Origin of the sequence: Mycobacterium europaeum (assembly GCF_002102155.1) — a bacterium.
GTDB classification, from domain to species: domain Bacteria; phylum Actinomycetota; class Actinomycetes; order Mycobacteriales; family Mycobacteriaceae; genus Mycobacterium; species Mycobacterium europaeum.
Map to the genome: position 1 here is coordinate 129,839 of NZ_LQOU01000016.1, position 17,491 is coordinate 147,329.

Below are 17,491 nucleotides of genomic sequence, written 5' to 3' on the forward strand. Positions count from 1 at the left end.
TCTCAGTCGGCCGGCAACCGGGCCACCTCGTGACGCCAGGCGGCGCCGGTGTGCAGCGACGGCCCGAGGTCGGGCAGGTCGTCCCAATCGGCGTCGTCGATGTCCCGCAGGCTGCCGCCGGCAGCCTTCACCCGCAACGACATTCGGGCCAGCGCGTCGACGCTGATGGCCTGCAGCACCGCCTGCGGCACGGTGGCGGCCGCGCTGGTGATCCCGTGCCCGCGGCAGATCACCACCGGCCGTCCGCGCATGGCCGCCACCATCTGCCTGCCCAGCGCCGGCGTGCGGATCAGCACCGCACGCTCGTAGACGGGCACACCTCCGCGGGCCAGCCGCGCGCCCGGAATGTCGTAGGCGCCGTAGATCGGCCGGATCGCGATGCCGGCCAGGTCGGCGGCGACGACGGCGGGCGGGTGCAGGTGCGCGACGGCCCGGTGCGCCGGATCGGCCAGCATGGTCTCCACGTGGATGGGCAGTTCGTTGGGCACGCGGTACCCGTCGAGTTCGTCGTCGGCGCCCGCTCCGCCGTCGAAGGTGATCAGCCGGATGTCGCTGGGCCGGGTGAACGCCACCCCGGCATCGGTGTCGCTGCGGCAGCGAACGAGCAGGTGTTCGTCGTCGACTCGCAGGCTCAGGTGGCCGAGCACGCCGTCGACCAGGCCGCGGGCCGCGGCCACCCGGCAGCCCTGTGCCACCAGGGCGCGTTGCTCGTCGAGGGAGGTCATCGCGGTGCGGCCAGCCCGAATCCGCCGTCGGGGCGGACGGTTTCGCCGGTGATCCCGCGGGCGCGGTCGGAGGCCAGGAACACGAAACTCCAGGCGTGGTCCGCCCCGGTGAGCGCGACGTTCAGCGGTGTGCGCGCGGCCACCTCCTTTGCCCGACCGGGGGTGTCGTCCAGGCGGACGTCCTCGAGGCCCAGGCTGGCGAGCCCGCGCAGGTCGGTGCCCAGCGTGCCGCCCGGCGCCACCGCGTTGACCCGGATCCGCGGCGCCAGCTCGTGGGCCAGGGCGGCCACCAGGCCGCGGACGGCGAACTTCGACGCCACGTACAGCGCGCCGCCGCGCCCCGGATAGAAGGACGAGGCGGACGCGGTCAGGATGATCGAGGGTCCCGTGCCGGATCGCAGCCGGGGGAGCGCCGCCTTGACGGACTGCAGCTGGCTCAGCACGTTGGTGCGAAACATCTCGTCGAACGCGCCGGGGAGGTCGTCGGCGGAGATGTCGCCGATGCCCCGGTAGAAGTCGAAGATTCCGACGCAGTGGACCAGGGTGTCCAACCCGCCGTGGGCATCGACCGCGGCGTCGACCGCTCGTTCATTGGCATCGCGGGTGACCGCGTCGCCCTCCACGACCGGGACGCCGGGCAACTCCGCGCGCAGGCGCTCGCACTTCTCGCGATCGCATTCCAGCGCAGCGACTTTGGCGCCCTCGGCGCGGAAGGCGTCGAGGGCGGCCCGGCCGATCCCGGAACCGGCGCCGACGACCAGCGCCCGCTTGCCGTCCAGCCAGCCCGTCATCGCGGGGCCTCCTCGTCCGGCAGCAGCGGGGAGTGCGGATTACCGACCATCGCCGCCAGGGTGCGACTGTTCTGCCGCGTCAGGGCCTCCACCTCCAGCGCGTCCAGGGTGATCCATTGCCCCGATCGCGGCGCGCTGATCAGCAACCTCGACCCGTTGCGGGTGTCGACGCGGCGCACCACCACCTCGGTGAATTCGTTTGCGACGACGAGGGGTTCGCCGACCGTCCCGTCCAGGAGCCGCTGCAGTTCCTCGCTCACAGGAACACCGCCAGGTTTTGCATCCGCAGCACCGATTCGTCGGCGATGATGGTACGCCGGGCCAACTTCCAGCCGTCCCCGCTACGGCGCAGCAGGTCCTCGCGGCCGCACGACAGCAGCGCGCTCTCGTTCACGTCACCCCGGCTGCGGAACAGCAGCTCGGCCGATTCGACCCACAGGTGCACGGGGTCCTCACCCTCGAAGGTGCGCACATTGGTGACGAAGTGACGCAGCCGCGACGGCGGGTCCTCGGCCCAGGCGTGTTCGGTGGCCATCCGGGCGACGCGCTGGCTCAGCGAATACTTGTCCTCGTCGAAGTGCGCCATTCCCGGGCCCCTAACCGGTGACGCGTCGAACCCGGCACCCCGGGCGGTGGTGACCCGCACGGGCATCACGTAGCGGACGTCGTCGGTCAGCGTCTGCAGCCACTCCTCGTACCGCTGGGCATCGAGCAGGTAGGCCTCGTCGACCAGGAACTGGTGGGCCTGCTGATGCCGGAGGTCATGAAACGGCAAGCAGGCCAACGGCTTTTTCATGCGCCGTTCCCCTGCAGATAGTCGGCCCACATGTTCAGCAGCGCGCGCTGGTTGTGCTCGTTGTAGCCGACCTGCGCGCGGCCCGGCCCGTGGAACGCCTCACCGGTCAGCGGCTCGACGACCGCCGTGCCGTCGGAGAGCAGGCCCATGCGGCTGTTCAGCAGCAGCCGGCGGGCCATGGCACCGCCGGCGGTGGTGGTCAGCGACACCCAGTTCTCCACGTCGTCTTGCTCGAACATGCCCGTCGAACCGAAACACATCAGGTACGCCTTGTACGAGTCCTGTTTGTACTGTGGGGGAGCGGCGGCGTCCACCGCGAACCACGAGCACACCTCGGTTTCGTTCGCGCTGATCGGCTGCCACAGCCGGATCGAGATGAACGGCAGGGTCTCGTCGGCCCGACCGTCACGCACCTTGGGCCAGTTGTGCACGAAGCTCAGGTTCGGAAAGCAGGTGGCCGCCGAGATCATGAAACCGTCCTCACCGACCAGGCGCTGCTGTCGCGGCGTCCACACGTCCTTGATCCGGGCGATCATGTCGTCGGGGTAGCCGACATAGCGCATCCGCTCGTCGAAACCGCCCGGCGGGAGCTTGTAGGTGGTGCCGCCGCCCCGGTGCGCCCAATACGTCGCGCCGTCCTTGCGTTTCTGCGCCTTCGGCTCGCGAAACAGGCCGATGTCGACGATCGACGCGTGGGTGTGCGGCGTGTGGTACATGTCGCCGGCGAAGTTCTCGGCGCCGATCTTCCAGTTGGCCTTGATGCGCCAGCGCTGCGGGCCCCGCACTTCCAGCCCCGCAGGGCTCTGCTTGGTGTAGAAGTCCAGGTAGAACCTGAAGTCGCCGAGGAAGTCTTCGAGCGGTTCGGCTCCCGTGTCCATGCTGATGAACAGCAGACCGTTGTAGCTCGCGAATTTCGGTGCGGGCAGCAAACTTTGGGCATCCTTGGCGAACCCGTCCGCGCCGCCATAGGCCTCGCGGTGGAACGGCAGGCCGGTGAGCCGGCCGTCGTTGCGGTAGGTCCAGCCGTGGTACGGGCAGCGGAAGTTGGACGCGTTGCCCATCTCCGCGCGGCACACCTGCATGCCGCGGTGCAGGCACATATTGAACAGGGCGCGTACCTGTCCATCCGAGTCGCGACCGATGATGAAGGAGTCGTCGAGGACCCGGCGCACCACGTAGTCGCCGTCCTGCGGGATTTCGGATTCGTGCGCCACGAACGTCCACGCCCGGCTGAACAGGCGCTCTTTCTCCAGCGCGAACAGCGCGCCGTCGTTGTAGATGTGCGCGGGGATCATGCCGTCGCGGACGCTGGCGAAGACGGGGTCGAGAACGCCGTCGCGGGTGGCGCGATCGACTGTCACGGCGCCCCCATCCCACGCTGTCGTGTCTGCTGTGCAGAGAAACCTTCCGCTCAATAGAATCCCGCATGCACCCGCCCGCGGTCAATCGGCCGTTGCCGGGCCTGTCACCGGGCCGGATCCATGGCCAGCTTTTTACAAGAATGCTTTGTGGTAATTCACAGGTTGCTGGCAATCATGTGGCCGGAAGGCCGGGATACGGTGGTCACGTCAGCTCCGCTGCGCATGTGAGCGCGCGGTAACCAAGGGGTAAAACGTTTGATTTTGCGTGCGTTGCCATCGATCGGCGACGTATCTGAGGGAGGGCTGGTGCCATGACCGCTCGGTCAGTGGATGCTCGACTGCAAAAGCTCGGATCGCGAGTGGTGTCCGCCATCGGGCGTCAAGAGTGGCTGGATCGGCCGAGCTATCGGTTCGAACACCTGTTGAGCTTCGCCTTCAACGGCCTGGGCGGCGCCCGCAACACCGTCACCAACGCCTTGCACGGAGTGTGGCTCGGCCACCCGGTTCACCCGCCGCTGGCGTCGCTGACCAGCGGCGCGCTGGGTACCACCGTCGCGCTCGACGCACTCAGCCTGCTGCCCGGCCAACCCGCCACCGAGGTGCGCGACGCGTCGAAGTTCGCGTCCCGCGCGCTGGGCGTGGGAATCCTGGCCAGCATCGGCTCCGCCGTCACCGGCGTCACCGATTGGCAGCACACCCATGAGGCCGACCGCCGGGTCGGCGCCGTGCACGGCCTGGTGAACCTGGCCGCCACCGCGCTCTACGCGCAGTCGTGGTGGGATCGGCGCCGGGGCCGCCACGGCCGCGGCATCGCCCTCACCGCCCTGGGTTACGGCATCACCGTCGCGGGCAGCTACCTCGGCGGGGCGTTGGTGTTCGAGTCCGGCGTCGGCATCGACCAGTCGGGCGCGCGGCTGCGCACCACCGAATGGAAGCCCGTGCTGCCCGCGAGCTCGCTGAACGGCAAGCCGGTGCGGGTCGAGGTCGACGGGGTGGGCCTGGTGGTCTGCCAGACCAAGCCGGGGGAGGTCGCGGCGTTCGGGGAGCTGTGCCCCCACTTGGCGGCGCCCATGGCCGACGGCTGGATCGACCGTGGCCGGCTCGTATGCCCCTGGCACGGTTCGTGGTTCGCGGCCGAGTCCGGAGAGGTGCTGCGCGGCCCGGCGGCGGCCCCGCTGCCGTGCTATCAGGCGAGGTTGGTCAACGGAATGGTCGAGGTTCGATCGCAACCCGGGCCCGCGCTCGGCGCAGCGGCGGGAATCGGAGAAGGGGAGGGCAAGTGAACGCCTACGACGTGCTGAAAGAACACCACATCCTGCTCAAGGGCCTGGGCCGCAAGGTCAGCGAGGCGCCGGTCAACAGCGAGGAGCGGCATGCCCTCTTCGACGAGATGCTGATCGAACTCGACATCCACTTCCGCATCGAGGACGACCTGTACTACCCGGCCCTCAAAGAGGCCACCAAACTGATCGCGGTGGCCCACGCCGAGCACCGTCAGGTGGTCGACCAGCTTTCCGTGCTGCTCAAAACCCCGCAGAGCGCGCCGGGTTACGAGGACGAATGGAACTCCTTCAAGACGGTGCTGGAGGCCCACGCCGACGAGGAGGAGCGCGACCTGATCCCGGCGCCCCCCGAGGTCAAGATCACCGATGCCGAGCTCGAGGAGCTCGGCAACAAGATGGCCGCGAAAATGGAGCAGTACCGTGGGTCCGCCGTGTACAAGATGCGGACCAAGGGGCGCGCGGCGCTGGTGCGCTCCCTCTAACCGCAATCGCGCCGCTCATATGCGCGGCGCACGCGGCCGGCGAGAGTAGCGTCACGGCTCATGACCCCCGAGTGCGCCGCGTCTCAGGGTGACATCACGGCCGAGATCGCCGCCATCGCAGCCCAATACCGCGGCCCGGAAGCGCAGCCCCGGCTCGACTACCCGCCCTACCGCGGCACCGCCCTGCGCCATCCCACACGCGCGCCGGTGCCGGTCGACCCCGAAGAGGTCGAACGCTGGGCGCCCTGCTTCGGCCACCGCGACGTGGACCCGCTCGAGGCCGACCTGACGGCCGGTCATCCGGGGCAACCTCTGGGAGAGCGGATCATCGTCGCCGGACGGGTGCTCGACGGATCGGGCAAGCCCGTTGCCGGACAGCTTCTCGAGGTCTGGCAAGCCAACGCCGGCGGCCGCTATCGCCACGAGCGCGACCAGCACCCCGCCCCCCTCGACCCCAACTTCACCGGGGCCGGCCGGTGTCTGACCGGCCCGGACGGCTCGTACCGCTTCGTCACCATCAAGCCCGGGCCGTACGCCTGGCGCAATCACCACAACGCGTGGCGCCCCGCGCACATCCACTTCTCCGTCTTCGGGACCGCCCTCCCGCAACGCCTGGTCACCCAGATGTATTTTCCCGGCGACCCGCTGTTCGACCTGGACCCCATCTTTCAGTCGGTCCTCGACCCCGCCGCGCGTCGACGGCTGATCGCCCGCTACGACCACGACCTCACCGAACCGGAGTACGCGACCGGGTACCGCTGGGACATCGTGCTCGCCGGCGCGCGCAAGACCCTGATCGAGGACGACGATGGCTGAACCCTGTTGCACCCCAGGGCAAACGGTCGGCCCATTCCTCCACCTCGGATTGGCCTATCCCGGCGACTGTGCAATGGTCGGCCAGGACCATCCACACGCCATCCGGCTGCGGGGCACCGTCTACGACGGCGCGGGCGAGGGCGTCCCGGACGCGCTGGTCGAGCTCTGGCAGCCCGACGCCGACGGGTGTGTCATCCGTCGGCCCGGCTCACTGCGCCGCGATCCCGCCACGTTCACCGGGTGGGGGCGCTGTGCGACCAACGCCGCCGGTCGGTACGGCTTCACCACCATCGCGCCCGGCCCTGCGAACGCCGCCCGGTCGCCGTTCTTCGCCCTCACCGTGTTCGCGCGGGGCCTGCTGGACCGGCTGTACACCCGCGCATACCTGCCCGACGGCGACCTGGGCGCCGACCCCCTGCTGGCGGGCCTCGATCCCGGACGCCGCACCACCCTGCTGTGTGCAGCCGAAACTGATTGCCCGGGTTACCGTTTCGACATCCACCTGCAGGGCGCGCGCGAGACCGTGTTCCTGGCCTATTGGGACGGTGGGAGATGACCAACCTGTTGTGGCCCGGAGACCATCGGGCCGGGGAGCACATGACCGACCGGGCCCTGCTGGAATCGATGGTCGCGGTGGAATCCGCCTGGCTGGACGCCCTGGCCGCCGCGGGCCTGGCCCCACCCGAGTGCGCCGGCGCCGACCTGCCAATGCTGTTGACGCCCAACGATGGTGAGTCCCTGGCGGTTGCCGCCGAGGCCGGCGGCAACCCGGTCATCGGCCTCGTCGCCCTGCTGCGGGAGCGCGCCGCGCCGGCCGTGGCACCGTGGATTCATCGGGGGCTCACCAGTCAGGACGTGCTCGACACCGGCCTGATGCTCGGCGTGCGCGAGGTCGTGGGGGAGCTGGCCGCACAGCTCAGGGGTCAAATCTCGACCCTGGCCTACCTGGCCACCCTGCACCGGGGGACGCCCATGGTGGCACGCACCCTCACCCAGCACGCGGCGCCGACCACGTTCGGGGCGAAGGCGGCCGGCTGGTGCAACGGCGCCGTCGATGCCGTCGAGAGGTTGGCCGAGGTGGTCTGCCCCATCCAGATCGGCGGGGCGGCCGGCACATTGGCCGCCAGCACGGAGCTGGCGGCGCTGCTGACCACCGCCGCCGACCCGGCCGCGGTCTCCACCGGCCTGGTGCACGGCGCCGCAACGGCTTTGGGTTTGGCCCTCCGGCCGCCGTGGCACACCACCCGCTCACCGGTCACCGCGGCAGCCGACGCGTTCGTCGGCTGCACCGACTGCTGGGGCCGGATCGCCTCGGACGTCGTCACCTTGACCCGTCCGGAGATCGGCGAACTGAGCGAGCCGGGCGGCGCACACCGCGGGGGTTCGTCGTCGATGCCGCACAAGCGGAACCCGGTGCTGTCCATCCTCATCCGCCGGGCCGCCCTGTCCGCACCCCAGCTGGCGGCCACCCTGCACACCGCCGCGGCGCTGACCAACGACGAGCGGCCCGACGGCGCCTGGCACGCTGAATGGGATGCCCTGCGCACCCTGGCCCGGCGCAGCGTCGTCGCCGGATCCCAATGCGGCGAACTTGTGGCGGGGCTGGCGGTGCACGCCGAGCGGATGTTCGAAAACCTCGACGCGGCAGACGTTTCGGGGGAGCAAGACGCCATCGCCGAGCTGGCGGGCAAGCCGCCGTCGCCGACCTACGTCGGCGCGGTCGACCGACTGATCGACGAGAGCCTGGACCGCGCCCGGGCCGCCCTCGCTCAGCGCTGGTAGATGCTGGCCAACCAGATGTGCAGCAAGGTGTCGATCGCCCGGTCCTCCGGCATCGACTCGTCCTCGGCGGTGAACGTCGCGGCCATTACCCGCTCACTCAACATGTTGAGCGCGACCGACAGCTGCTCGGCCGGGATGGTGTCGGGGGCGGCGCCCCGACCGCGCTCGGCCTTGATGGCCGCCGTGGTCAGCGAGATCCACCGCTGCATCAGCGCCGACCACAACTGCCGCACCTCGGGATTGGTCGCCTTCGCCGCGGCGCCCGCCACGGCGACCGCCGGGTGAGAGCCCGACACCTCGAAGAACGCCTCGATGCGCGCCCGCCACAGCTCCGCGGGGTCGCCGGACGAGATGCCGCCGAGCGTCCTGAGGGCCGCATGCGCCTTGCTGTTCATCTGGTCGAGCAGCGACAGCACCACCGCGTTCTTCGATCGGAAATAGAAGTAGAAGGTGGGGCGCGAAATCCCGGCGCCTTTTGCTAGGTCGTCCACGGAAAAGTCGGCGAGCGGGCGCTCCTGCAGCAGGCGCTCGGCCGTGGCCAGGATCGCCTGCTCGCGGTCGTCGCCCGAATGCGGCGACGACCGGCGGCCCCGCGAGGCATGCAGGTACTTGGTCTGTGTCGGGAGGTCGGACACGCCCGTAACTGTTGGGCACGCCCATATACACGAACGAAACTGTTGATTAAGTCCAGCAATAATGTCGATTAAGTCGGCGCATTCTTCGCCCGCATCCGCGCATTTGCTGATCTCGCTGCAACGCGCGGGGCCGCCGACGAACGGCCCGGCGATTCGGGACTTCCGCCCCTACTCGGGCACAGGCGCGAAGTGGTCGCATCGATAGCGCCGAGGAAACCATCGGCAACCCGAGGAGATCTGGTGATGACGAACAGCGACGACGGCACCAAGCAATGCCACATCGACGTGCTGGTCGAAGAGCGCGACGAGCGCACGCGGGCCAAGGCACGACTGTCCTGGGCGGGTAAGACGCTCGTGGGTATCGGCCTGGCGCGACTCGACCCGGCCGACCCGCCGGTGGCCGCCATCGGCGACGAGCTGGCCATCGCCCGCGCGCTGTCCGATCTGGCGAATCAGCTGTTCGCCGCCACCTCTACCGATATTCAGGCCAGTACGCACGAACCCGTCACGGGTCTGCATCACTGAGCGACGCGACGGAAGACGAAAGTCATTATGAGACAACGCCCCGATTTGCCGGCCACCTTCGAGGTCCGGGTAACGACGCACGGTCAACTGCCCGGTGCCGAGGACTACGCGCGCACCAAGATCGGCGACCTCGGCCCTCTCACCCACGAACCGGTGCTGGACGCCCACGTCAGACTGAGTGAGCACGGCGACCCCGCCGTGGCTCGCCGGGTGATCGCTCAGGCGAACCTCGACGTCAACGGCCGGCCGGTGCGTGCGCAGGTCGAGGGCACCACCGCGCGGGAGGCGATCGATCGGCTCGAGGCGCGACTGCGCCGCCAACTGGAGCGCGCCGCCGAGCACTGGGAGGCCAAACGGGGCGGTGTGCCCCGCCGCGGTCCGCATGAATGGCGGCACGAAAGCGACCCGACGAACCGGCCGAAGTACTACCCGAGGCCGGAAAGCGAACGCCGCATCATGCGGCACAAGTCATACAGCCTGCCGACCTGCACGGTCGAAGAGGCCGCGTACGAGATGGAACAGCTCGACTACGACTTCCACCTCTTCACCGAGGAGGTCACACGGCAGGACAGCGTGATCTATCGCGGCGGGCCGACCGAATACCGCCTGGCGCAGGTCGATCCGACCGCCGGCGACGAGTTGGCGCCCTTGAATTTGCCGCTGACCGTCAGTCCGCAGCCGGCGCCTCGGCTGGATGTCGAGCAGGCCATCGAGCGAATCGGGTTGCTCGGCCTGCCCTTCCTGTTCTTCGTCGACGCCGCCCGTGACCGTGGCAGCGTGCTGTATCACCGCTACGACGGACACTACGGCCTGATCACACCGGCCGGCTGACACCGACAGACCAACTGAATCCGCGGCGGTCCCGGCATCCCCCCGTCCGGGACCGCCGCCCCAAACCTTCGGGCTGTGAACGGATTCAGTGCTCCAGCTGCGGGAGGTGGTCGGTGAACCAGTCGCGGGCGAGCACAGCCGCCCGGGCGAGGGCGCCCTCTTCTTCGAAGAGGTGGGTGGCGCCCGGCACCACAGCGACCTCACACTCGACCGGGATCGCCGCTTGGGCCTGCCGGTTGAGCGCCAGCACCATTTCGTCGCGTCCCCCCACGATCAGCAGGGTCGGGGAGTCGACGTGGCGCAGGGCGTCGCCGGCCAGGTCGGGCCGGCCGCCGCGCGAGACGACCGCCGCCACCTTGACCCCGGGATGGGCGGCCGCGGTGAGCGCCGCGCCCGCTCCGGTGCTGGCGCCGAAGTAACCGACCGGCAATGCGGCGGTATCGGGCTGCGCTGCCAGCCAGCCCGTGACGTCGATCAGGCGACTGGCGAGCAGCGCGATGTCGAATACCTTGGCGCGGTTGCGCTCTTCTTTGGGGGTGAGCAAGTCGAAGAGCACCGTGGCGAAGCCGGCGTTGTTGAGCACCTCGGCGACAAAGCGGTTACGCGGGCTGTGCCTGCTGCTGCCGCTGCCGTGGGCGAATACCACGACACCCTTCGGGTGCTCGGGAATGGTCAGGTGCCCGGCCACCGCAACAGATCCGGTCGGCACCCAGATCTCCTCGTCGCGCAGCGGCGGATCGTCGGTGTCGGCGGCGACCACCCCGAAACCGTCGCGCGCGCTCTCGAGCAGGGCGACGACCTCGTCATCGGAGGTCTGCGGGAAGTGGCGGTATCCCTGGCCGACGGCGAGATAGGGCACCGGCGTTTCCAGGCATACCACCTCGTCGGCGTATCGAGCGAACTGCTGGGCGGTCTCGGTTGCCGCGATGGGGACGGCCAACACCACCTTGCCGGCCCCCTCGGCACGGGCCACCTGGCAGGCGGCCTGTGCGGTGGCGCCGGTCGCGATCCCGTCGTCGACGATCAGCGCGATCCGTCCGCGCAGCGGAACCGGTTGGCGCGCGCCGCGGAAGCGTTCCGACCGGCGTTGCAGCTCGGCCAGCTCCTGGGCCTCGACCGCAGCCATTTCCTGGTGGGTGAGCCGCGCCTCGCGGACCACGGCGTCGCTGAATACACGCACCCCGCCATCTCCGACGGCGCCGAAAGCGAGTTCCCGGTGGTAGGGCACTCCCAGCTTGCGCACCAGGAGCACATCCAGGGGGGCTTGCAGCGCCTTGGCGACCTCGAAGGCCACCGGAACTCCGCCGCGCGGCAGGCCGAGCACCACCACATCCTGCCCGCGCAGGTATCCCATCCGTGCGCCCAATTGGCGCCCGGCGTCGGCGCGGTCGATGAATCGCCTCATGGTTTGCTCCCTAGGGTCGTCGACCGGCGAGCCTGTCGGTCGCGGCATACCGCAGCAACGCGCCGGCCCCGGCCTCGGGGGCGATCCGGTGGTCGGCCCGCACCAGGGAAGCGCCGACCGCGACGGCGCAGAACGGCAAAGCCTCGTCGGCCCTGGCCACCCGTTCCACCGGTTCGCCGAGGTCGGACAGCGCGTCGGCATCGGGAGCGATCGTCGTCAGCGCCTTGCCGGTGACCACGGTGGCGTCGCCCAGGTCGCCGACGATCAGCGTGTCGACGTTCCCGTCGCGCAGCGCCGCGCACACGGCGGCCAGGCCGCCGGCCGCCAGCCCGGAGCCGCGCCCCTGTTCGGCTTCGAATCGCTCGGCGGCGCTGGTCGTTTCGGCGCTGCGACGGCGTTCGAACTCCGCGGCGGTCAGTTCGCTGATTTCGTTCTGATCGATACCGGTCTTGCGGGCCGCGGCGTGCAGCTGCACGACCCGCGCGGCCACCCGCTCCGGCAGCTCGGCCGTCACGTCCGCGAGCGAACGCACCTGCCCGCAGAGGAACACCACCTCGGGGTCCGCCTCGTCCACCATCCGAGTGAGCTCGTCGGCGACCGCGCGGCAGTTCATCCGGATCGCCTCCTCGGTGGTGTGCTGGAGGTCGCCGTACCCGTTCCAGCCGGCCGTGACCGGCTTGTGTACCGGATACCCACCGCCGTCGACGGTCTTCGAGGTGACGGCGTCGCCCTGATGGAGGCTGATGTCCGCTCCGGTGTGGTCGACCGCGGCGAACACGTACGTCGGGTGCTGCACCTGCATACCGATCAACGGCACGAGGTACGGGTAATCCGAAAGGCGCACCACCGTGGCCGCCGGCGGGGTGATCAGCTGCTCGTCGACCAGGACCTGATCGTTCGTCGCGATCACGGCGCGGCCCCGCCGACCGACGGCGGGCCGATGGTGCAGCACGGCTTGCTCGAGCATGCCCAGGACCTTCGCGTCCGCGCCCATGTCCTCGAGTTGCCTGCGGATGTCGCCCCATTTCACTTCGAGCTGCTCGGCGGCGTCCAGAGTGTCGTGGGAGTCGTCGAAGTACACTGAGGCGAACGGACCTTGCGCCTTCGCCAACAATTTCAGGCGATCTGAGTGCATTCCATCCTCCACTGCTTGCGTCGTCATTGCGGTTCGTCCCACCGTATGGATCACGACGGCGACGCCACGAGAGTCGTTGGCCCTCGGCTGCGGGTCTAAGGTCCCAGGCTCGCGGCGCGCGAGACTCGCCCGCCTCGCGGACCTCGGCGGTGGTTTAGAGGACTTTCTTCCCTACTTCGCCGCCGCCGGCTTGCCAACGATGGGATGGGTGGAACGACGAACCGGGGGATCCGTCATCGCACGGGTGACATTCGACGACCGACTGCACGACCTCACCGCAAACCCGGGCAATTCGGTCGCCTACGCAGCGCTGAGCGACTCGGTGGCATTCATCGGCAGCCACTACGAGATCCTCAGCGTTATCCCGGCCGGCGGGCACCCGCGGGCACTGACCATCGGCGCCGACGGAAGCCGGCTGTACACCGCCAACCACGGCGGCTCGGTGTCGGTGATCGACATATCCGACCACCGCGTCGGTGTCATTCCCGGCGCGTGCTGCGTGCAGCAGGTCGACACCCCGGACGGGGCCTTGATCTATGCGGCCGGCAATGCCGCCAATCGCGGGCGAGTGTGGGTGCTCGGCGAGGGGACCGCCCTCGGCGCCCCCGTGGCCGGGTTCGACGGCCGCGCCGTCACCAGCCTGGTGGCAGACTCCGGACGCCAACGCCTGTACGTGGGGCTGTGCCGACGCAGCGATCACTACCACCAATACGACGCCGGCTCGCTCGCCGTCATCGACGCCGCGACCGATGTGGTGCGCCATACCGTCGGACTGATCGGCGCGCCCGACACGATCACCATCGGCGGGTCGATGGCGTACGCGACGCACTATGACCGTTCCTGCGTCTCGGCGATCGACCTCGCGTCCTTCGAGGTCAAGTTGATCCCATTGGGGGACAAGCCGATTGAGGTGCAAATCACGCCGGACGGTTTGCGGGCGTACGTGGTGAGCAGCGGTTCGTTGTCGGTGGTCGACACGGTCACCGGCGAAGCGGAGCGGATGCCGGCCGCGGACCTGCCGCGCTGTGTACGGATCAGCCCGAGCGGCAAATACGCCTACGTGAGCAACTTCGGTGAGCGCAGCGTGTCGATCGTCGACACCATCGCCCAATGCGTGACCGACACCATCGATGTCGGCGGTCATCCCGAAGCGTTGGCGGTGAGCGCCGACGGCGACCGGCTCTATGTCGGCGACTACTGGTCGGGAACCGTCACCGTCTTGTCGGTCCAGCCGTAGCCTGCCCGGCCGGGGCGAGAGCGAAAGACGCCGTTCACTCGTAGAGCGCGTTGAGGCGGTCGGCGAATTTCTCGATGACCACCTTGCGCTTGAGCTTCATGCTGGGCGTCAGATCGCCCGACTCCACGGTGAATTCGCGGTCGGCGATGGTGAACTTCTTGATCTGTTCCCAGCGATTCAGCTCGGCGTTCAAGGCGTCGATGTACCCGGCGATCAGCTCCTGTGTCTTGTCGTCACGCGCGATCTCGGCGAACGACTTGCCCGCCAGACCGTTTTTGTTGGCCCAGTCGGTGATCGCCTCAGTGTCCAGGCTGACCAGAGCGACACAATATGGCTTGCCCTCGCCATAGACGACGATCTCGCTCACGTACGGGCACGAGCCTTTGAACCGCGCGTCGATCGCTGAGGGCGCCACGTACTTGCCCTGCGAGGTCTTGAACATGTCCTTCTTGCGGTCGGTGATCCGCAGGAACCCGTCGGCGTCGATCTGCCCGATGTCACCGGTGTGGAACCAGCCGTCCCCGTCGAGCGCCTCGGCCGTGGCGTCCGGCAGCTCGTGGTAGGCGGTCATCAGACCCGGGCCCTTGAGCAAGATCTCGCCGTCGTCGGCGATCTTGACGTCGGTGGCCGGGAACGGTCGGCCGACCGTCCCGAAGCGATATGCGTTGGGCCGGTTGATGAACGATGCGGCGGCGGTCTCGGTCAGCCCGTAGCCTTCGAGCACGATGATGCCCACCGCGTCGAACCACTGCGCGACGTCGCGGTCGAGCGCCGCGGCCGCGGAGACGAAGAACCGCAGGCGCCCGCCGAACCGCTCCCGGATCGTGGAGAGCACCAGCCGGTCGGCGACCTTGTAGGACAGTGACGACGCCAGCGAGGGATTCTTCCCGGCCTGCCGGGCTTTGGACACCTTCAGGCCGACCCCGATCGCCCAATCGAAGACAATCTTCTTGAGCCTGCCCTGCTCGGCCGCCATGTCCTGGATGCGCGCGTGCGCCTTCTCGAAGATGCGCGGTGCCGCACCCATGATGGTCGGGTGCAGGGCCGCGAGGTTGTCGATGATCCTCTCGACACGCCCGTCGACGGCCGTGGGGAAACCGACCTGCAGGGGCAGCGCCAGCATCACCTTGCCGAACGCGTGTGCCAGCGGCAGCCAGAGGAAGTTCAGGTCGTCGGGGCCGAGGATGCCCAGCGAATCGATGGCCGCCGCGGTGTAGGTCCAAGCCCCGTGCGTCAGCCGCACACCCTTGGGGCGCCCGGTGGTGCCGGAGGTGTAGATGAGGCTGGCCAGCTGTTCGGGGCCGACGGCGGCGATCCGCTCGTTGACGGCGTCGGGGGAGTCCGCGAGCAGTTGCTTGCCCAACAGATCCAGATCGGCAAGGGAGATCACCCAGTCACCGCCGTCGCCGTTGCCGTCGATCATGACGACCTTGCGCACGTCGGGGAGTTCGGCCCGGTGCTCGAGCAGCTTGTCCAGCTGGGTCTGGTTTTCGGCGACCACCACCCGGCTGCCGGAGTTGGCGACGATGTAGGCGACATCGCCGGCGTTCGTCGTCGGGTACACGGTGGTGGTCGCGGCGCCGGCGCACATGATCGCGAAGTCGACGAGCACCCACTCGTAACGCGTCGCGGACGCGAGCGCGACCCGGTCCTCGTGCTCGATCCCCAGCGAGATCAGCCCCGCGGCGAGATTGTTGACGCGTTCGCCGACCTGCTGCCAGGTCACGCTTGCCCACGTGTGGTCCTGCGGGTAGCGAAACGCCTCCGCTTGCGGGCTGGCGGCGACGCGGTTGACGAACATCTGTGCCACCGACGGCGCGCGGTCCTCGATCTTGCGGAAATCAGGCCTCTCCGTTGAGGCGAAAGGTGCTTTCATAACTCGAATCCATTGTTCCCGAACGGATACCGATGGCGTGACGCACCGGCATACCACTCGATCCTGCGGGGGGGTGGCGGTCCGGCGATAGAGACGAAAGTCACGTCGGGGAGCGGCGAACGTCCCCGGCGACCGCGCCCGGCCGGGCGTTGGGCGTCAGTCGGCCGGGGCTATTTCGATGGACAGGCACTCGCCGAGGGCATGCGCCGTGGACCAGTCGCCGCCTCGGACGGCGCGCTCGAGGTCGTCGACCAACGGGCTGTGGGCACCGAGTTCGGCCAGCCAGGCGGACACGGTCTCGGGAATCTGATTGGCGGGCACCCGGGCGACATGTCCCTCGTGGAGGCGATCGGTCAGCTGATAAATCGCGGCTGTCGGCTTACGCTGGGGCCAATGCTGCCGCCACTTCGCTGTATTCATGATCCCTCCCCATCAGCCTTAACGATCCATCTGACCAGTCCCGAAGGTCCGGCCGTAGAGGACAAGAGCACGATTACCGAAAGGCTTTGGTCTTACTTCCGGCCTGCCGAAGTCCCAGTCCGACAGGGTCTTTTGTCACTGCGGTCACCTACTTACTTCTCCGGCGATGGCGGTGCCGGTCGCGTACCGTACATCGGGGATGGTGTATCGCCACGTTACTTGTTTCAAGGGCCCTGGATTCCGAAATCGGCGAAATGACCGTATTAGCAATGGATTCGCAATCGGGGCGTGATTCGGGCCGGATTCCGGGGCGGGCAGGCGGGCCGGCGTGAGGGTGGTCAGCACCCAGGAACTGGCGGACCTGCCCGTGTTCGCCGACATCCCGGCCGAGGAACTCGCGGTGTTGGCCGCCCTGCTCGAGCCCCTGCGCGCCGCCGCCGGCGAGGTCTTGATGCGCCAAGGAGAGCGGGCCGAGTCGTTCGCGATCATCGCGTCCGGTTCCGTCGTGGTCAGGCATGTCGGCCCGAAGGCGCGCGTCACCACCACCGAGATGACGGCCACGACGATCGTCGGCGAGATCGCGCTGCTGCGCCACGCGACCCGCACGGCAACCGTGACGGCGCGGGACGACGTGTGGGGCTACATCGGATACAGCGCCGCCTTCGACTGCATGCTCGCCATGCCGGCAGTCGCCGACCGGATGCTGCGCACCGCCCGGCAACGGCTGGCCGCCTACATCTCCCCCATCCCGGTGCCGACCAGCGACGGCGCCGTGCTGTCGCTGCGCCCCGTCCTACCCGGTGACGCCGAGCGATTCAAGAGCAGTGGTTCCTTCTCCCGGGAGACCCTGTACCGGCGCTACCAAGGCGGCACTCCGACCGATGCCCGGCTGACCTATCTGTTCGAGGTCGACTATGTCGACCACTTCGTCTGGGTGGTCACCGACGGCGTGGCGGGTCCGGTCGTCGCCGACGCCCGGTTCATCCGTGATCAGGACGATCCCGTCTCGGCGGAGGTCGCGCTCACCGTGGCCGACGGTTACCAGGGGCGCGGAATCGGCACGCTGCTGCTCTGCGCGCTGGCGGTCGCGGCGCGCGTCGACGGCATCAAGCGGTTCCATGCCCGCGTGCTGGCCGACAATCCGCCCGCGCGCGCGTTGGGCGACAAGGTGCACGCCTGCTGGGCGCGCGAGGAACCGGGCGTGGTCACCACGACGGGGGAGATCCCGCGTTTCCGCGATCTGCCACTCGATCGCGCCACGTATCAGCAGATGCGGCAGGTGGCCCGCCAGGTGATCCACGCATTCGACTAGACCGCGAGTGACAAACGCCCCGTGCTTTGATGGCTTTGCGCCCTTACCGAAGAGCCGGGTACGCCCGCACCATGAGGAC

19 protein-coding genes are annotated in these 17,491 nt (G+C 68.9%); 9 read left to right on the forward strand and 10 right to left on the reverse strand.

All coding sequences use genetic code 11. The features are described 5' to 3' along the window. Positions 1 to 2: 2 nt before the first annotated feature. The 5 genes from phtC to AWC03_RS08745 are packed head-to-tail and all read right to left on the reverse strand — an operon-like array spanning position 3 to position 3,607. A complete protein-coding gene (phtC, locus tag AWC03_RS08725) occupies positions 3 to 725 on the reverse strand; it encodes a 3,4-dihydroxyphthalate decarboxylase (RefSeq protein ID WP_085240103.1) in 723 nt (240 codons plus the stop codon). Further along, complete coding sequence (gene hcaB, locus AWC03_RS08730) at positions 722 to 1,516, reverse strand: 3-(cis-5,6-dihydroxycyclohexa-1,3-dien-1-yl)propanoate dehydrogenase (protein WP_085240104.1); 795 nt, start codon at positions 1,514 to 1,516, stop codon at positions 722 to 724. Before hcaB ends, phtC begins: the two co-directional genes overlap by 4 nt. Further along, entirely contained in the window at positions 1,513 to 1,776 is a 264-nt protein-coding gene (locus AWC03_RS08735) for a dihydrodiol dehydrogenase (protein WP_141659286.1), read from the reverse strand. The genes hcaB and AWC03_RS08735 overlap by 4 nt, the downstream gene beginning before the upstream one ends. Continuing rightward, a complete protein-coding gene (locus AWC03_RS08740; RefSeq protein WP_085240105.1) occupies positions 1,773 to 2,312 on the reverse strand; it encodes a 3-phenylpropionate/cinnamic acid dioxygenase subunit beta in 540 nt (179 codons plus the stop codon). The genes AWC03_RS08735 and AWC03_RS08740 overlap by 4 nt, the downstream gene beginning before the upstream one ends. Further along, entirely contained in the window at positions 2,309 to 3,607 is a 1,299-nt protein-coding gene (locus AWC03_RS08745; protein WP_085240175.1) for an aromatic ring-hydroxylating dioxygenase subunit alpha, read from the reverse strand. The genes AWC03_RS08740 and AWC03_RS08745 overlap by 4 nt, the downstream gene beginning before the upstream one ends. Positions 3,608 to 3,984: 377 nt before the next feature. On the opposite strand from AWC03_RS08745, the gene AWC03_RS08750 reads away from it, so the two are divergent. Genes AWC03_RS08750 through AWC03_RS08770 form a run of 5 tightly spaced genes read left to right on the forward strand, consistent with a single transcriptional unit; the run spans position 3,985 to position 8,036 of the window. Continuing rightward, positions 3,985 to 4,956, forward strand: a complete 972-nt coding sequence (locus tag AWC03_RS08750; RefSeq protein WP_085240106.1) for a Rieske (2Fe-2S) protein — start codon at positions 3,985 to 3,987, stop codon at positions 4,954 to 4,956. Beyond that, positions 4,953 to 5,438, forward strand: coding sequence for a hemerythrin domain-containing protein (locus tag AWC03_RS08755; protein ID WP_085240107.1), 486 nt, complete (start codon positions 4,953 to 4,955; stop codon positions 5,436 to 5,438). The genes AWC03_RS08750 and AWC03_RS08755 overlap by 4 nt, the downstream gene beginning before the upstream one ends. 60 nt (positions 5,439 to 5,498) lie before the next feature. After that, positions 5,499 to 6,254: a protocatechuate 3,4-dioxygenase subunit beta gene (pcaH, locus tag AWC03_RS08760; RefSeq protein WP_085240108.1), complete on the forward strand. Its 756-nt coding sequence runs from the start codon at positions 5,499 to 5,501 to the stop codon at positions 6,252 to 6,254. Further along, the gene (gene pcaG, locus AWC03_RS08765) at positions 6,247 to 6,810 is read left to right on the forward strand and encodes a protocatechuate 3,4-dioxygenase subunit alpha (RefSeq protein ID WP_085240109.1); all 564 of its coding nucleotides are present in this window, start codon (positions 6,247 to 6,249) and stop codon (positions 6,808 to 6,810) included. The genes pcaH and pcaG overlap by 8 nt, the downstream gene beginning before the upstream one ends. Continuing rightward, positions 6,807 to 8,036 (forward strand): lyase family protein, encoded by a 1,230-nt coding sequence (locus AWC03_RS08770; protein ID WP_085240110.1) that lies wholly within the window; start codon positions 6,807 to 6,809, stop codon positions 8,034 to 8,036. Before pcaG ends, AWC03_RS08770 begins: the two co-directional genes overlap by 4 nt. On the opposite strand, the gene AWC03_RS08775 is transcribed toward AWC03_RS08770, so the two are convergent. Continuing rightward, entirely contained in the window at positions 8,024 to 8,671 is a 648-nt protein-coding gene (locus tag AWC03_RS08775) for a TetR/AcrR family transcriptional regulator (RefSeq protein WP_085240111.1), read from the reverse strand. The genes AWC03_RS08770 and AWC03_RS08775 overlap by 13 nt on opposite strands. A 243-nt stretch (positions 8,672 to 8,914) precedes the next feature. Here AWC03_RS08775 and AWC03_RS08780 point away from each other — a divergent pair, with 243 nt between their 5' ends. Together AWC03_RS08780 and AWC03_RS08785 are read left to right on the forward strand one after the other, a co-directional pair. Further along, a complete protein-coding gene (locus AWC03_RS08780) occupies positions 8,915 to 9,196 on the forward strand; it encodes a DUF1876 domain-containing protein (protein WP_085240112.1) in 282 nt (93 codons plus the stop codon). Between the two features lie 27 nt (positions 9,197 to 9,223). Further along, entirely contained in the window at positions 9,224 to 10,027 is an 804-nt protein-coding gene (locus tag AWC03_RS08785; RefSeq protein WP_085240113.1) for a ribosome hibernation promotion factor, read from the forward strand. Between the two features lie 85 nt (positions 10,028 to 10,112). On the opposite strand, the gene AWC03_RS08790 is transcribed toward AWC03_RS08785, so the two are convergent. Further along, positions 10,113 to 11,432 (reverse strand): alpha/beta family hydrolase, encoded by a 1,320-nt coding sequence (locus tag AWC03_RS08790; RefSeq protein ID WP_085240114.1) that lies wholly within the window; start codon positions 11,430 to 11,432, stop codon positions 10,113 to 10,115. Between the two features lie 10 nt (positions 11,433 to 11,442). Next, complete coding sequence (locus AWC03_RS08795; RefSeq protein WP_085240115.1) at positions 11,443 to 12,567, reverse strand: Rv2629 family ribosome hibernation factor; 1,125 nt, start codon at positions 12,565 to 12,567, stop codon at positions 11,443 to 11,445. Positions 12,568 to 12,775: 208 nt separating this feature from the next. Between AWC03_RS08795 and AWC03_RS08800 the strand changes: the two genes are divergently transcribed. Next, positions 12,776 to 13,804: a YncE family protein gene (locus AWC03_RS08800; RefSeq protein ID WP_158089959.1), complete on the forward strand. Its 1,029-nt coding sequence runs from the start codon at positions 12,776 to 12,778 to the stop codon at positions 13,802 to 13,804. 34 nt (positions 13,805 to 13,838) lie between these two features. Here the strand turns inward: AWC03_RS08800 and AWC03_RS08805 are convergent, their stop codons facing one another. Then, positions 13,839 to 15,680: an AMP-dependent synthetase/ligase gene (locus AWC03_RS08805; protein ID WP_085240117.1), complete on the reverse strand. Its 1,842-nt coding sequence runs from the start codon at positions 15,678 to 15,680 to the stop codon at positions 13,839 to 13,841. Positions 15,681 to 15,836: 156 nt separating this feature from the next. Further along, positions 15,837 to 16,100 carry a hypothetical protein gene (locus AWC03_RS08810; protein ID WP_085240118.1) on the reverse strand — a complete coding sequence of 88 codons (264 nt, stop codon included), beginning with the start codon at positions 16,098 to 16,100 and terminating at the stop codon, positions 15,837 to 15,839. A 328-nt stretch (positions 16,101 to 16,428) separates the two neighbouring features. Between AWC03_RS08810 and AWC03_RS08815 the strand changes: the two genes are divergently transcribed. Then, complete coding sequence (locus AWC03_RS08815; RefSeq protein WP_085240119.1) at positions 16,429 to 17,412, forward strand: GNAT family N-acetyltransferase; 984 nt, start codon at positions 16,429 to 16,431, stop codon at positions 17,410 to 17,412. Positions 17,413 to 17,491: the final 79 nt, after the last annotated feature.